At 67.8% G+C, this 14,269-nt stretch carries 13 protein-coding genes; 10 read left to right on the forward strand and 3 right to left on the reverse strand.

Annotation, left to right across the window (positions count from 1 at the left end; genetic code table 11):
• The first annotated feature begins 278 nt into the window (after positions 1-278).
• The 10 genes from urtA (ACWPN8_RS29930) (at position 279) to ACWPN8_RS29975 (ending at position 10,162) form a co-directional block, all read left to right on the forward strand.
• The gene (gene urtA / locus ACWPN8_RS29930) at positions 279-1,553 is read left to right on the forward strand and encodes an urea ABC transporter substrate-binding protein (protein ID WP_109095585.1); all 1,275 of its coding nucleotides are present in this window, start codon (positions 279-281) and stop codon (positions 1,551-1,553) included.
• Between the two features lie 93 nt (positions 1,554-1,646).
• On the forward strand, positions 1,647-2,573 hold the full coding sequence (urtB, locus tag ACWPN8_RS29935) for an urea ABC transporter permease subunit UrtB (RefSeq protein WP_109050810.1): 927 nt from the start codon (positions 1,647-1,649) through the stop codon (positions 2,571-2,573).
• A gap of 12 nt (positions 2,574-2,585) precedes the next feature.
• Positions 2,586-3,734, forward strand: coding sequence for an urea ABC transporter permease subunit UrtC (gene urtC, locus ACWPN8_RS29940; protein ID WP_109095586.1), 1,149 nt, complete (start codon positions 2,586-2,588; stop codon positions 3,732-3,734).
• A 15-nt stretch (positions 3,735-3,749) separates the two neighbouring features.
• On the forward strand, positions 3,750-4,496 hold the full coding sequence (gene urtD, locus ACWPN8_RS29945; protein WP_492243410.1) for an urea ABC transporter ATP-binding protein UrtD: 747 nt from the start codon (positions 3,750-3,752) through the stop codon (positions 4,494-4,496).
• A 47-nt stretch (positions 4,497-4,543) separates the two neighbouring features.
• Complete coding sequence (gene urtE, locus ACWPN8_RS29950) at positions 4,544-5,233, forward strand: urea ABC transporter ATP-binding subunit UrtE (protein WP_492243411.1); 690 nt, start codon at positions 4,544-4,546, stop codon at positions 5,231-5,233.
• A 70-nt stretch (positions 5,234-5,303) separates the two neighbouring features.
• Positions 5,304-7,733 carry an urea ABC transporter substrate-binding protein gene (urtA, locus tag ACWPN8_RS29955; RefSeq protein WP_492243412.1) on the forward strand — a complete coding sequence of 810 codons (2,430 nt, stop codon included), beginning with the start codon at positions 5,304-5,306 and terminating at the stop codon, positions 7,731-7,733.
• A 63-nt stretch (positions 7,734-7,796) separates the two neighbouring features.
• Positions 7,797-9,029, forward strand: coding sequence for a formamidase (gene fmdA / locus ACWPN8_RS29960; RefSeq protein WP_042700894.1), 1,233 nt, complete (start codon positions 7,797-7,799; stop codon positions 9,027-9,029).
• 21 nt (positions 9,030-9,050) lie between these two features.
• Positions 9,051-9,395, forward strand: coding sequence for an FmdB family zinc ribbon protein (locus ACWPN8_RS29965; protein ID WP_109095590.1), 345 nt, complete (start codon positions 9,051-9,053; stop codon positions 9,393-9,395).
• A gap of 423 nt (positions 9,396-9,818) precedes the next feature.
• The gene (locus ACWPN8_RS29970) at positions 9,819-9,947 is read left to right on the forward strand and encodes a hypothetical protein (protein ID WP_282188092.1); all 129 of its coding nucleotides are present in this window, start codon (positions 9,819-9,821) and stop codon (positions 9,945-9,947) included.
• A 59-nt stretch (positions 9,948-10,006) separates the two neighbouring features.
• Positions 10,007-10,162 carry a hypothetical protein gene (locus ACWPN8_RS29975; protein ID WP_492243413.1) on the forward strand — a complete coding sequence of 52 codons (156 nt, stop codon included), beginning with the start codon at positions 10,007-10,009 and terminating at the stop codon, positions 10,160-10,162.
• Positions 10,163-10,220: 58 nt separating this feature from the next.
• Here the strand turns inward: ACWPN8_RS29975 and cysE are convergent, their stop codons facing one another.
• From cysE to ACWPN8_RS29990, 3 genes are read right to left on the reverse strand one after another with little or no spacing between them, the layout of a single operon-like run.
• Positions 10,221-11,090 carry a serine O-acetyltransferase gene (gene cysE, locus ACWPN8_RS29980; protein WP_492243414.1) on the reverse strand — a complete coding sequence of 290 codons (870 nt, stop codon included), beginning with the start codon at positions 11,088-11,090 and terminating at the stop codon, positions 10,221-10,223.
• 25 nt (positions 11,091-11,115) lie between these two features.
• Positions 11,116-12,921: a family 2A encapsulin nanocompartment cargo protein cysteine desulfurase gene (locus tag ACWPN8_RS29985; protein ID WP_492243415.1), complete on the reverse strand. Its 1,806-nt coding sequence runs from the start codon at positions 12,919-12,921 to the stop codon at positions 11,116-11,118.
• Positions 12,893-13,822, reverse strand: coding sequence for a family 2A encapsulin nanocompartment shell protein (locus ACWPN8_RS29990; RefSeq protein WP_109095593.1), 930 nt, complete (start codon positions 13,820-13,822; stop codon positions 12,893-12,895). The genes ACWPN8_RS29985 and ACWPN8_RS29990 overlap by 29 nt, the downstream gene beginning before the upstream one ends.
• Positions 13,823-14,269 lie beyond the last annotated feature (447 nt).

The following is a 14,269-nucleotide window of genomic DNA, read 5'->3' on the forward strand; positions in this document are numbered from 1 at the left end:
CTATAGTCTGCGAGAGGACACGGAGCCGTCACTCGCTTTTGGGTGGTTGCGAGCGCCGGATCGAATTCGGACTGCCGCGATTTTATAACGATTTGCCGCCCGCCACCCCTATACGCAAATCCACGTATTGCTGCACCGCACCGTTCGGCCAACCATCGGGGCGTCCTGTCGCGGATGGTTCCGCCAACTCCCCCCGAAAAAAAGCGCCTTTCAAAACAGCCGCCCCCCGGTTGCGGGCGGTCTTTGCAGGGCGACAACGGCCAACATCAGGAGGCTTCATGTCCTCGGACAAGATCAATGCGGACAAGCTCACCGGCGGCGCTCACTCGCCGCTCCGCCGCAAGCTCCTCCTCGGCATGGCGGCGCTGCCGGCCATCGGCCTGCTGCCGCGCGGTGCGCTGGCCCAGGCGCTGCCGACCGACGCCGTCAACACCACCAAGCTGGCCGTCACCGACAGCACGGTGAAGGTCGGCATCCTGCATTCCACGACCGGCACCATGGCGATCTCCGAGACCGGTTCGGTGCAGGCCGAGAAGCTGGCCATCGCCCAGATCAACGAGATGGGCGGCGTGCTGGGCCGCAAGATCGAGGTGATCCAGGAGGACGGCGCCAGCGACTGGCCGACCTTCGCCGAAAAGGCGCGCAAGCTGCTGGTCGAGGACAAGGTGGCGGCGGTGTTCGGCTGCTGGACGTCCGCCTCGCGCAAGGCGGTGCTGCCGGTGTTCGAGCAGTACAACGGCATGCTCTATTACCCGACCTTCTACGAAGGGCTGGAGCAGTCGAAGAACGTCATCTACACCGGGCAGGAAGCCACCCAGCAGATCCTGGCCGGGCTCGACTGGGTGACGAAGGAGAAGGGGGCGAAGACCTTCTTCCTGATCGGCTCCGACTATATCTGGCCGCGCACCTCCAACAAGATCGCCCGCAAGCACATCGAGATGCATGGGCAGAAGGTGGTCGGCGAGGAGTATTTCCCGCTCGGCCACACCCAGTTCAACTCGGTCATCAACAAGATCAAGCTGACCAAGCCGGACGTGATCTACGCTTCGGTCGTCGGCGGGTCGAACGTCGCCTTCTACAAGCAGCTGAAGGCGGCCGGCATCGACCTGAACAAGCAGACGCTGATGACCATCTCCGTCACCGAGGACGAGATGCTGGGCATCGGCGGCGAGAACATCGCCGGCGCCTATGCCTGCATGAAGTATTTCCAGTCGCTGAAGAACCCCAACAACGAGAAGTTCGTCGCCGCCTTCAAGAAGATGTGGGGCGGGGAGAGCGTGATCGGCGACGTCACCCAGGCGGGCTATCTCGGCCCCTGGCTGTGGAAGCTGACGGCGGAGAAGGCCAAGAGCTTCGACATCGACAAGATCGCCGCCGCGTCGGCCGGCATCGAGTTCACCGGCGCGCCGGAAGGCTATGTCCGCGTCCACGAGAACCATCATTTGTGGAGCAAGACGCGCGTCGGCCGCGCCCGCACCGACGGCCAGTTCGACGTCGTCTTCGAGACCGCTGACCTGATCGAGCCGAACCCCTTCCCCAAGGGCTACCAGTAAGCGGCGGCGGGGCTGGTCCTGCCCCCTCTCCGGCCTTTCCCCGTCCAACGGCGGCGGGCCGGAGCGGGGGCCTCTCTGACGGGAGTTCCCATCATGTTCGAGGGCTACAGCCTGGCCGAGCTCGGGTCGATCTTTGCCATGCAGGGATTCGCGGGGCTCATCCTGTTTTCCGTTTTCGTGCTGATGGCGCTGGGCCTCGCCATCATCTTCGGGCAGATGGGCGTCATCAACATGGCGCACGGGGAGTTCATGATCCTCGGCGCCTATGTGACCTATCTCTGCTCCAACTTCATCTCCAGCACCGCGCCGGCACTGTTCCCGGCCTATTTCTTCATCGCCATGGCGCTGGCCTTCCTCGCCAGCGGGGCGCTGGGGATGCTGGTGGAGTGGGCGATGATCCGTTTCCTCTACCGCCGGCCGCTCGACACGCTGCTGGCGACCTGGGGATTGAGCCTGATCCTCCAGCAGATCTTCCGCTCCGTCTTCGGCGCGCGCGAGGTCGGCGTGGTGCTGCCCGACTGGCTGATGGGATCGGTCGCCGTCACCGACACCATCGAGGTGCCGATCAACGGCCTGTTCGTCATGGGTTTGACCATGACCATCACCGTCGTGATCTACGCCGTGATGTTCCGCTCGCGCTGGGGCCAGGGCGTGCGGGCGGTGATGCAGAACCGGGTGATGGCCGGCGCCGTCGGCATCAACACCGAGAAGGTCGACCGCTACACCTTCGGTCTCGGCTGCGGCATCGCCGGGGTGGCGGGCAGCGCCTTCACCATGGTGGGTTCCACCGGGCCGACCTCGGGCCAGCTCTACATCGTCGACACCTTCCTGGTGGTGGTGTTCGGCGGCGCCCAGAGCCTGATCGGCACCATCGCGTCGGCCTTCACCATCAGCCAGGCGCAGTCGACGATGGAGTTCTTCCTCAGCGGCTCGACCGCCAAGGTGCTGACGCTGCTGACCGTCGTCGTGATCCTGATGCTGCGCCCGCAGGGCCTGTTCGTCCTCAAAGTCCGCCGCTGAGGAGCCAATCCCATGACGCGCACCCCAAACAGTCGCTTCTTCGGCCGCCTGGACGGCGACATCGCGGGCATCCTGCTGCTGGCCGCCCTGCTGATCGTCGTCCTGCCGCTGGGGCTCGACATCTTCCGGCTGAACATGGTCGGCAAATACCTGACCTACGCCTTCGTGGCGCTCGGCCTCGTGCTGTGCTGGGGCAGCGCCGGCATCCTTTCGCTGGGGCAGGGCATCTTCTTCGGCATCGGCGGCTATTGCATGGCGATGTTCCTGAAGCTGGAGGCCTCCAGCCCGGAGGCGACCAAGATCCAGTCCACCCCCGGCATCCCCGACTTCATGGACTGGAACCAGCTGAAGGAACTGCCCTGGTTCTGGGAGCCGTTCCACAGCCTGACCTTTGCCACCGTCGCGGTGGTGGCGGTCCCGGCGCTGCTGGCCTTCATCGTCGGGCTGGCGATGTTCAAGCGGCGGGTCGGCGGCGTCTATTTCGCCATCATCACCCAGGCCTTCGCCGCCATCCTGACCATCCTGATCGTCGGCCAGCAGGGCTACACCGGTGGCATCAACGGCATCACCGACCTGCGCACGCTGAAGGGCTGGGACATCCGCACCGACGAGGCGAAGCTGGTGCTGTATTTCGTCAACGCCGCCTTGCTGATCGGCTGCATCCTGCTGTGCCTCTATGTCCGCCGCTCCAAGCTGGGCCGCATCCTGGTGGCGCTGCGCGACAAGGAGGACCGGGTCCGCTTCTCCGGCTACGACGTCGCCAACTTCAAGATCTTCGTCTTCTGCTTCGCGGCGGCGCTGTCGGCGGTGGGGGGTGCCATGTTCACGCTCCAGGTCGGCTTCATGTCGCCGTCCTTCGTCGGCATCGTGCCGTCGATCGAGATGGTCATCTACTGCGCGGTCGGCGGCCGGCTGTCGCTGCTGGGTGCCGTCTACGGCACGCTGCTGGTCAACTGGGCCAAGACGATGCTGTCGGAGAGCTTTCCGGAGCTGTGGCTGTTCGCCATGGGCGCGCTGTTCATCGGCGTGGTGATGGTGTTCCCCAACGGGCTGGCCGGGCTCTACCAGCAGTTTATCGCCCCCAGGCTTGGCCGCCTGCGGCCCCGTTCGGGGTCCGGTGCCGGCGCGCCGATCATCCCGCCGCACACCGCCGCCGACTGAGGAGGGACGGATTCCATGGCGAATTCCACCGATTACCTGCTGGCGGTCGAAGGGCTGACCGTTTCCTTCGACGGGTTCAAGGCGGTCAACGACCTGTCCTTCTACGTCGACAGCAACGAGATCCACGTCATCATCGGCCCGAACGGCGCCGGCAAGACCACGGTGCTCGACCTGATCTGCGGACGGACCAAAGCATCCGGCGGCTCCATCAAGTTCCGCAACCGGGAATTGACGGCGATGAAGGAGCACCAGATCGTCACCGCCGGGGTCGGGCGCAAGTTCCAGAACCCGTCGATCTACGACGACCTGACGGTGTTCGAGAATTTGGAGATCTCCTACCCCCGCGGTCGCAGCGTGTTCGGCGCGCTGGCCTTCAAGCGCGACGCCGCGGTGCGCGAGCGGGTGGCGGAGATCGCCGAGATGATCTTCCTGGCCGACCATCTCGACCAGCGCGCCGAATATCTCAGCCACGGCCAGAAGCAGTGGCTGGAGATCGGCATGCTGCTGATCCAGGACCCCGAACTGCTGATGCTGGACGAGCCGGTCGCCGGCATGAGCGTCAACGAGCGCAAGAAGACCGCCGAGCTGCTGAACCGCATCATCCAGAACCGGTCGGTGCTGGTGATCGAGCACGACATGAAGTTCGTCGAGGACATCGCCCACCGCGTCACCGTGCTGCACCAGGGGAAGATCCTGTCGGAAGGCAGCATGGAGCGGGTGAAGAACGACCCAAAGGTCGTCGAAGTCTATCTCGGCCATTGATTTATCTGGGCCAGGGTCATCTGGGCCATTGAGCGGGGGATCAACAGATGCTGTCCGTCAACCAACTCCGCGTGTCCTACGGCGAGAGCGAGGTCCTGCACGGCCTGGACTTCACTGTGGCGCCGGGCGAGATCGTCGCCGTCATGGGCCGCAACGGCATGGGCAAGACGACGCTGATGAAGTCGCTGATGGGGATCGTGCCGGCCCGCTCCGGCGCCGTCCGCATCGGCGGGACCGAGATCACCGGTCTCAAGAGCTACGAGCGGGTGGCGAAGGGCGTCGCCTATGTCCCGCAGGGCCGCATGATCTTCCCTGCCATGACCGTGCAGGAGAACATCGAGACCGGCCTGACCGTGCATGGCGGGCGCAGCGTGCCGGGCGATCTCTACGAGCTGTTCCCGGTGCTGCTGGAGATGAAGGGCCGCCGCGGCGGCAACCTGTCGGGCGGCCAGCAGCAGCAGCTCGCCATCGCCCGTGCCCTGGCGACCAAGCCGAAAATCCTGCTGCTGGACGAGCCGACCGAAGGCATCCAGCCCTCGATCATCCGCGAGATGGCCCGCACGCTCCGCCGCATCCGCGACGAGAAGGGGTTGAGCATCGTCGTGTCGGAGCAGGTGCTGAGCTTCGCGCTCGACATCGCCGACCGGGTGCTGGTGATCGAGAACGGCGAGATCGTCCACGAGGACAGCCGCGACCGCATCGACGAGGCGAAGGTTGCGCGGCTGCTGTCGGTCTGACCCCCGGCAGGACACTGCCGCCTTCGCCCCTTTCCCGCATCCCGCCTCTCCACCGCAGAAGGGAAGCGCCATGACTCCCGCGAAGTCCGCATCCACCGCCTGTGCCGTGGTCGCCCTGCTGTCCGCCATGGCGGTGCCGCTGACCGGTTCGACCGGTGTGGCGACCGCCGGCCTCGCCGTTTCCGCAGCGCTGGCCGCCGCCGCCGCCGTCTTCGCCCACCGCCGGGACGTGGCACTCGGTCCGCTCGGCACCCGCGCCGCGGCGCTGTCCGGTTCGGGCGGTGGCACGGGCGGTGGCACGGGCGGCGACCCGGTGCGCGAGCTTGCCGATGCCCTCGACCGCATCGCCGCCGCCACAGAGCTGCGCGACGCACGGGACGCGGAGCGTGAGGCAGAACGCAAGGCGACCGAGGAGCGCGCCGCCCGGCTGGAGGCGCTGACCCGTGCCTTCGAGAGCAAGGTCGGCCGGCTGGTGCAGACCGTCTCGTCGGCTGCCGCCGAGATGACCGGCACCGCCACGGCGATGAGCGAGACCGCCGGGCGCAGCAACCGGCTGTCGGCGGCGATGTCGCAGTCGTCGGCCCAGGCGTCGATGAACGTCCAGACCGTGGCGACGGCGACGGAGGAGCTGTCGGCCTCGATCCAGGAGATCGGCCGGCAGGTCGCCTCCTCGGCCGCCATCGCCGGCAAGGCGGTCGCCGACACCCGCCGCACCGACACGGTGGTGCAGAGCCTGGCCGACAGCGCCGGGCGCATCGGCCAGGTGATCGGGCTGATCCAGGGAATCGCCGGCCAGACCAACCTGCTGGCGCTGAACGCCACCATCGAAGCCGCGCGTGCGGGGGAGGCCGGCAAGGGCTTCGCCGTCGTCGCCAGCGAGGTCAAGACGCTGGCCAACCAGACCGCCCGGGCGACGGAGGACATCGCCACCCAGGTCGGCGCCATCCAGTCGGCGACGGCCGAGGCGGTGTCCGCCATCCGCTCCATCGCCGGCACCATCGCCGAGATCAACGAGATCGCCGCCGCCATCGCCGCCGCCGTCGAGCAGCAGGGGGCGGCCACCGGCGAGATCGCCCGCAACGTGCAGGAGGCGGCGCGCGGCACCGAAAGCGTGGCGTCCAACATCGCCGGCGTCTCGGACGCGGCCTCCGACACCGGCACGGCGGCCGGGCAGGTGCTGGGCGTCGCCTCCCAGGTCGCCGGCCATGCCGACGAGCTGAGCCGCGAGGTCAACAATTTCCTGGCGGAGGTCAGCCTGCAGGCGGCGCTGCGCCGCCGCGCCTCGGTCGCGGGGCGGATGGCGGCGGCCACGGTGCGGCGCACCCAGGGTCTGGCGCCCGGTGCGCCGGCCACCGCCGTGGTGAACAAGAGCGGCATCGCCGTCACCGACGAAACGGTGAAAGTCGGCATCCTGCATTCCGTCACCGGCACCATGGCGCTGAGCGAGGGCGGGTCGATCCAGGCGGAGATGCTGGCGATCCAGCAGATCAACGAGATGGGCGGCGTGCTGGGCCGGCGGATCGAGATCGCGCAGGAGGACGGCGCCAGCGACTGGCCGATTTTCGCCGCCCGCGCCGACAAGCTGCTGGCGCAGGACAAGGTGGCGGCGATCTTCGGCTGCTGGACCTCCGCCTCGCGCAAGGAGGTGCTGCCGGTGCTGGAGAAGCGCGACGGCCTGCTCTACTACCCGACCTTCTACGAGGGTCTGGAGCAGTCGAAACACGTCATCTACACCGGGCAGGAGGCGACGCAGCAGATCCTGGCCGGGCTGGACTGGGTGATGCGCGAGAAGGGGGCGAAGAGCTTCTTCCTGGTCGGGTCGGACTATATCTGGCCGCGCGCCTCCAACGCCATCGCCCGCCGCCACATCGAGGCCAAGGGCTGCCGCGTCGTCGGCGAGGAGTATGCCGAACTCGGCGACACCCGCTTCGAGACCATCGTCGCGCGGATCAGGGCGGCCAAGCCCGACGTCATCTACGCCATCGTCGTCGGCGGCTCCAACGTCGCCTTCTACAAGCAGCTGAAGGCGGCCGGGATCGAGCTGGACCGCCAAATCCTGATGACCAACAGCGTCACCGAGGACGAGATGATGGGCATCGGCGGCGAGAACATCGCCGGGGCCTTCACCTGCGCCAAATATTTCCAGAGCCTGGAGCTGCCGGCCAACCGCGCCTTCGTCGCCGCCTTCAAGGCGATGTGGGGAGCGGACAGCGTCATCGGCGACGTCACCCACAATGCCTATCTAGGCCCCTGGCTGTGGAAGCTGGCGGTGGAGAAGGCCGGCAGCTTCGACGTGGCGCGCGTCGTCGCCGCCTCGCCCGGCATCGAGTTCGCCGGGGCGCCGGCCGGCCCCCTGCGCATCCACGAGAACCATCACCTGTGGACCCGGACCCGCATCGGCCGCGCCCGGCGCGACGGCCAGTTCGACTTGGTCTTCGAGACACGGGACCTGATCGAGCCGAACCCCTTCCCGGACGGCTTCCGGGAACTGGCGGCCTGAGTTCGGCAGACCGCGTCCCCGCCTTTCGCCCCCCATCAGTCCAGCAATAAGGAAGAGCAAACCATGGCTGACACCCTGATCAAGGCCGACCTGTCGCAGTCTCCCTACGAGAACGACATGATCCACAACCGCTGGCACCCGGACATCCCGATGGCGGTGACGGTGAAGCCTGGCGACGACTTCATCCTGGAATGCTACGACTGGACCGGCGGCCAGATCAAAAACGACGACGATGCCGCCGACGTGCGCGACGTCGACCTCAGCCAGGTCCATTTCCTGTCCGGCCCGGTCGGGGTCGAGGGGGCGGAGCCGGGCGACCTGCTGGTGGTCGACCTGCTGGACATCGGCGCCTTCCCGCAGCAGCAGTGGGGCTTCAACGGCTTCTTCTCCAAGCAGAATGGCGGCGGCTTCCTGACCGAACATTTCCCGCTGGCCCAGAAGTCGATCTGGGACTTCGAGGGCATGTTCACCAAGTCGCGCCACATCCCCGGCGTCCGCTTCGCCGGCCTGATCCATCCCGGCCTGATCGGCTGCCTGCCCTCGCACGACCTGCTGGCCAAGTGGAACAAGCGCGAGCAGGCGCTGATCGACACCAACCCGACCCGCGTCCCCGGCCTCGCCAACCCGCCCTACGCGCCGACCGCACATATGGGCCGGCTGAAGGGCGAGGCCCGCGACAAGGCGGCGGCGGAGGGTGCGCGCACCGTGCCGCCGCGCGAGCATGGCGGCAACTGCGACATCAAGGATTTGTCGCGCGGCTCGCGCATCTATTTCCCGGTCTATGTGAAGGGTGCCGGCCTGTCGATGGGCGACCTGCATTTCAGCCAGGGCGACGGCGAGATCACCTTCTGCGGTGCCATCGAGATGGCGGGCTGGGCACACCTGAAGGTGAACCTGATCAAGGACGGCATGGCGAAGTACGGGATCAAGAACCCGATCTTCAAGCCGAGCCCCATCGTCCCGACCTACAACGACTACCTGATCTTCGAGGGCATCTCGGTAGACGAGGCGGGCGAGCAGCATTACCTGGACGTCCATGTCGCCTACCGGCAGGCCTGCCTGAACGCCATCGAATATCTGAAGAAGTTCGGCTATTCCGGCGCCCAGGCCTATTCGATCCTCGGCACCGCCCCGGTGCAGGGCCACATCAGCGGCGTCGTCGACGTGCCCAACGCCTGCGCCACCCTGTTCCTGCCGACGCAGATCTTCGACTTCGACATCAGCCCGAACGCCGACGGCCCGACCAAGTTCATCAGCGGCGATGTCGACATGCCCATCGCGCCGGACCGGGTCTAACCAGCAAGGGGAGGCTGCGCCATGCCGATGTACGATTACGAGTGCCCGACCTGCGGCGACTTCACCGAGATGCGGCCGATGGCGGAAAGCGGCCTGCCGCAGCCCTGCCCCTATTGCGAGGTGCCGTCGCCGCGGGTGATCCGCCGGGCGCCGGCTTTCTCCAGCGTCTCCGCCGCGACGCGGACGGCGCATGCCACCAACGAGCGCAGCGCCGACCGGCCGAGCCTGCTGTCGGAGGTCGGGCCGAAGCACAAGCATGGTCCCGGCTGCGGCTGCGGAAGCGGCGGAAAGGGACGGTCGGTGCTGCGCACCCCCGACGGTGCAAAGGGGTTTCCGACGGCAAGGCCGTGGATGATCAGCCACTGAAGGGGGGGCATCCGGGGAGGGCTTCGGACGGTGGACGGGTGCGGAGCCTGTCCAACGCCCCCGATTCCACAACGCGGCTCCTCCGGAAGAGCCGGCCCGGTTCAGATTGACTTGGATTGCCTGGCCTGTGGCCATGAGCGGCGTCGTGCGTGATTCGGCATCCGGGGGCATTGCCGTGTGAAAAACACCGGCAAGCTCCTTCACGGGGTTGGAGTGGGTCGCCCGGTAGGCGATAATGGAGCGGTGGGTCCGTCGCTGAGACTGCCTGCGCTCGACACCCGTGAAGGAAAACAGAAAGTGATGTTGAACTCAGACTTCGGGGCCCCCCTCGACAAGCTCTGCCCGAAGTGCGAGAGCGCAAATCTCGTCCACAGCGTGGAAACGCAGGCGGTCCGTTTCCCCTATGGACCCGGAGACGTCCTGATGGCGACCGTCGATGTGCAGGTCCCCGTCACCACCTGCGGATCCTGCGGGGACGCCTGGACCGATGCCCGGGCGGAGAGCGTCCGGGAGGAAGCCGTCTTGCAGCGCCTTGCCGAGTTGAAGGCCTGAGCGGTCTGCCGCAGCGCGCCCCGGCCAGGCGGTCGGGACTCAGCAACGGACTGATTTCATTGATCGAAAAGGACCGGGTCAGTCCGTCCGTCTCCTCCCTGGAGAAGATTCTCGACAGCTTTCCAATCGGTCTGGCCGACTTCTTTGCGATGCCGTCCGGCGCCTTCGCGGAGCCGGGCCTTGCCGGCCGCATGGACGAGGGGGCATCGCCCTGAGGGCATGCTCCGGTGGCGGCGTGGGGCTCTCCCACGCCGGTCTCCATGACGGCAGGGGTCAGATCGTGTAATCCGGCTCCGGCAGGCTCATGTCCATCTCTTCCGCCGGGGCCTGCGGCGAGGTGGTCCAGCCGACGATCCTGGCCGGCACCCCGGCCACGGTGGCGCCGGGCGGCACCGGCTTCAGCACCACGCTGCCGGCGCCGACCTTGGCATGCCGGCCGATCTCGATGTTGCCGAGAACCTTGGCGCCTGCGGCCAGCAGGACGCCGTCGCGCACCTTGGGATGGCGGTCGCCATGCTCCTTGCCGGTGCCGCCCAGGGTGACGCCCTGGAGGATCGACACGTCGTCGCCGACCTCCGCCGTCTCGCCGATGACGACGCCGGTGCCATGGTCGATCAGCACGCCGCAGCCGAACGGCACCGCGGGATGGATGTCGACGGCGAAGGCTTCCGACACCCGGCTTTGCAGGAAATGCGCGAGTTCGGTGCGCCCATGCCGCCACAGCCAATGGGCGACGCGGTGCCATTGCAGGGCATGGAAGCCCTTGAAGTAGAGGAAGGGCGTCAGGCAGCCGTCGGCCGCCGGATCGCGGGCGACGATGGCGCCGAGGTCGGCGACCGCCGCCGCGACGATGGCCGGCTCCTCCGCATAGGCGGTCTCGGCGAGATCGGCGAGCCGCTCCGCCGAGATGTACCAGTCGCCCAGCTTGCGGGCGAGATGACCGCCCAGCGCCGATCCGAAGCCTTCATGCGACAGCACGGCGATGTGGATGAAGCTGCGCAGCAGCGGATCGCGGCCGGCAGCATCCTCGGCATCCGCGCGCAGCCTGGCCCACAGTGCGGCTTCGGCCCGGTCGCCCGCCGCCGCCCGTTCGGGAGTCCGCGACGCGGCGGCGAAGCAGGCCGGGGCGACGATGCGGCCCATGGGCGTCTTCCTCACGACCGCCGTCTCACGACCGCTGCCCGCGCCGGACCAGTTCGGCCCGGATGCGGTGGAGGGCGGCGGTCAGCGCGTCGATGTCCTCGCAGCTGTTGTAGAAGGCGAGCGAGGAGCGCACCGTGCTTTCCACCCCGAAGCGGCGCAGGATCGGCTGGGCGCAGTGATGGCCGGAGCGCACGGCGATGCCCTCGCGGTCGAGCGCGCGGCCGATATCCTCCGTCCTGCAGCCGTCCAGCACGAAGGACAGCACGCCGGCCTTCTCCCGCGCGGTGCCGATCAGCCGCAGGCCGGGCACGGTCAGCAGGCCGGCGGTGGCGTATTCGAGCAGATGATGCTCGTAGGCGGCGATGGCCGGCATGCCGATCCGCTCGAGGTAGGCGATGGCCGCCCCCAGCCCCACCGCGTCGGCGATGTTGCCGGTGCCCGCCTCGAACCGCATCGGCGCCGGCTGGTAGACCGTCTTCTCGAAGGTGACGTCGGCGATCATGTTGCCGCCGCCCTGCCAGGGCTGCATGCCCTCCAGAACGTCGAGACGGCCGTAAAGCACGCCGATGCCGGTGGGGGCGAACATCTTGTGGCCCGACAGCACGAAGAAGTCGCAGCCGAGAGACTGGACGTTCACCGGCATGTGCGACACCGCCTGCGCCCCGTCCACCAAGGTGCGGATGCCGGCGGCGCGTGCCATCGCCACCATCTCCGCCGCCGGGGTTACGGTGCCGAGCGCGTTCGACACCAGGGTCAGCGACACCAGCTTCGTGCGCGGCCCCAGCATGCGGGCATACTCGTCCATCCGGATCTGGCCGTCGTCGTCGACCGGCACCACCCGCAGCCGGGCCCCGGTTTCGGCACAGAGCTGCTGCCAGGGCACGATGTTGGCGTGATGCTCCAGCCAGGTGACGACGATCTCGTCGCCTTCGCGGACGGAATGGCGGCCCCAGGCCTTGGCGACCAGATTGATCGCCTCGGTGGCGCCGCGGACGAAGACGATCTCGCGGGTGTCGGCGGCGCCGACGAAGCGGCGGACCTTCTCGCGCGCATCCTCATAGGCGTCGGTGGCGCGGGCCGCCAGCGCATGGGCGGCGCGGTGGATGTTGGAGTTCTCCTCCGCGTAGAAGCGGGCGAGCCGGTCGATCACCGCCTGCGGCTTCTGCGTGGTGGCGGCGTTGTCCAGCCAGATCAGCGGTTTGCCATGCACCGTCTGGTTCAGGATCGGAAAGTCGCGCCGGGCGGCACGCGGGTCGAAGGCAGGAGCCGCCGCCAGGGGCAGGTCGGGGATCTGATCGGCGCGCAGCTGGACCGACAGCGCACCGACATCGACCAGATGGCCGGGAGCGGCTGGAACCGTCGCTGCGGAGCCGCCCGGTGCAGCGGCGGGACTGCGTCCGAGGAAATATGGCTGTCCCGCCGGCAGGGCCGGACCGGTGGCCGGACTGGCGGCCGGCAGGGGAGATGTCTGGGGAGATGCCGGGGGAGATACCGGCGGCGGCACCAGCGACAGCGCGCCGCCCAGCGAATGCAGGATGGAACCGAGCCCGCCGTCGCCGGCCGGGGGTGCGGCGGCCGGAGCGACCGGAACGGCCGGAACCGGTCCCGGCGCATGGACGGCGGAAACCGCAGCCGGTGGCGGGGCCGCGCGGACGGCGGCCGGCTGGCCGTTGGGCAGCGCCTGAAAGAACTGGTTGGCGAGCCGGGCGATCAGGCCGGCATCGGGCGAGCCCGCGAAGCCGGCATCCCCTGCCGCCGCTGACGGCGGCAGGGTGAGCGCGTCGGCGGGAAGGCCGGCGGGATCAGGCATAGTCGTAATAATGGCCGACATTGACATCCTCCAGCACGCCGATGGCATCCTCGGTCAGGATCGCGGCCGAGCAGTAGAGCGAGATCAGGTAAGACGCGATGGCCTTGCGGTTGATGCCCATGAAGCGGACCGACAGGCTCGGCGCCACCTCGCCCGGAACGCCGGGCTGGAACAGGCCGATGACGCCCTGCTTCGCCTCGCCGGTGCGCAGCAGCAGGATGTTGGTGCGGCCGTCCGGCGTGACGTGCAGCTTGTCGCTGGGGATCAGCGGCAGGCCGCGCCAGGTCAGGAAGGGCGAGCCGTGCAGGGTGACGGTGGGCGGCGGCACGCCGCGGCGGGTGCATTCGCGGCCGAAGGCGGCGATGGCGCGCGGATGGGCCAGGAAGAAGGCGGGCTCCTTCCACACCTTGGCGATCAGCTCGTCCAGGTCGTCGGGGGTGGGCTGGCCCTTGCGGGTCTTGACGCGCTGGCCGGGGGCGGCGTTGGTCAGCAGGCCGTATTCGGCGTTGTTGATCAGCTCGCTTTCCTGGCGCTCCTTCACCTTCTCGATCAGCAGCCGCAGCTGTTCCTGGATCTGGTCGATGGGGTGGCTGTAGAGGTCGGAGACGCGGGTCTGGACGTCCAGAACCGTCGTAACCGCGTTCAGCGAATATTCGCGCGGGCTTTCATCGTAGGGGACGAAGGTTTCGGGCAGGTCGGCGTCGTTGCGCGGGCTGCATTCCACCTCGGTCCGCACCTGGCCCTGCGGGTCGATGACGCGGTTCAGGCGGTAGATGCCGGCCTCGACCGGCGTCCAGGGCAGAAAGGACACCAGCCAGCGCGGCGTGATGCCCGACCATTGCGCCCGCGTCTTGGTGGCGTTGGCGAGTTGGCGGGCCGCCTGCTCGTTCAATGTTCGGCGCAGCTCGGTGTCTTCGGACATGGGAATCGGCTCCTTGCGAGGGGCGATGGCAGTGAATGGCGCTCCGGCGGCGCGTGTGACGGCGATGGCCGCCGCGGCGGCTGCGTGGAGGTGTCGGTGCGGGGAGTGGGTCGGGCTGACCGGCGGAAGGGGAAGCCCTCGCCTCGGGTCGCGGTCCGCCGGCGGCGGCCGCATCCCCGGCATCGGGGCAAGGCCGACCATGCACAGCTTCCGGCTGCCTCTCAAGCACCGGTAAAACAGCGCAGGTCGATTGATCCGCTATAACGGACAGACCTCCGTTCAATTGGGCCAAACCCTGATACCGGAGTATTCTCTGTTTAGAATCAGGAATTACCGCGGTCTTTTTCCTGTTCAAGAATAGGGAAATGCATGGACGGCTTTTGCGAAGCCGGTCGTGCTCTGTGGGGACGCCTGTGAAAGACCGGTGAAAACTTGGCGGTCGATTTT

The organism is Azospirillum sp. UENF 112521, from assembly GCF_058780665.1.

Bases quoted from the DNA above. Each gene is read 5' to 3' on its own strand.
- ACWPN8_RS29965 (WP_109095590.1), top strand. From the start codon at position 9,051: ATGCCGATGTACGATTACGAGTGCCCGACCTGCGGCGACTTCACCGAG.
- urtC (WP_109095586.1), top strand. From the start codon at position 2,586: ATGACGCGCACCCCAAACAGTCGCTTCTTCGGCCGCCTGGACGGCGAC.
- urtA (WP_492243412.1), top strand. From the start codon at position 5,304: ATGACTCCCGCGAAGTCCGCATCCACCGCCTGTGCCGTGGTCGCCCTG.
- urtB (WP_109050810.1), top strand. From the start codon at position 1,647: ATGTTCGAGGGCTACAGCCTGGCCGAGCTCGGGTCGATCTTTGCCATG.
- fmdA (WP_042700894.1), top strand. From the start codon at position 7,797: ATGGCTGACACCCTGATCAAGGCCGACCTGTCGCAGTCTCCCTACGAG.
- urtD (WP_492243410.1), top strand. From the start codon at position 3,750: ATGGCGAATTCCACCGATTACCTGCTGGCGGTCGAAGGGCTGACCGTT.
- ACWPN8_RS29990 (WP_109095593.1), bottom strand. From the start codon at position 13,822: ATGTCCGAAGACACCGAGCTGCGCCGAACATTGAACGAGCAGGCGGCC.
- urtE (WP_492243411.1), top strand. From the start codon at position 4,544: ATGCTGTCCGTCAACCAACTCCGCGTGTCCTACGGCGAGAGCGAGGTC.
- ACWPN8_RS29970 (WP_282188092.1), top strand. From the start codon at position 9,819: ATGGCGACCGTCGATGTGCAGGTCCCCGTCACCACCTGCGGATCCTGC.
- ACWPN8_RS29985 (WP_492243415.1), bottom strand. From the start codon at position 12,921: ATGTCGGCCATTATTACGACTATGCCTGATCCCGCCGGCCTTCCCGCC.
- cysE (WP_492243414.1), bottom strand. From the start codon at position 11,090: ATGGGCCGCATCGTCGCCCCGGCCTGCTTCGCCGCCGCGTCGCGGACT.
- urtA (WP_109095585.1), top strand. From the start codon at position 279: ATGTCCTCGGACAAGATCAATGCGGACAAGCTCACCGGCGGCGCTCAC.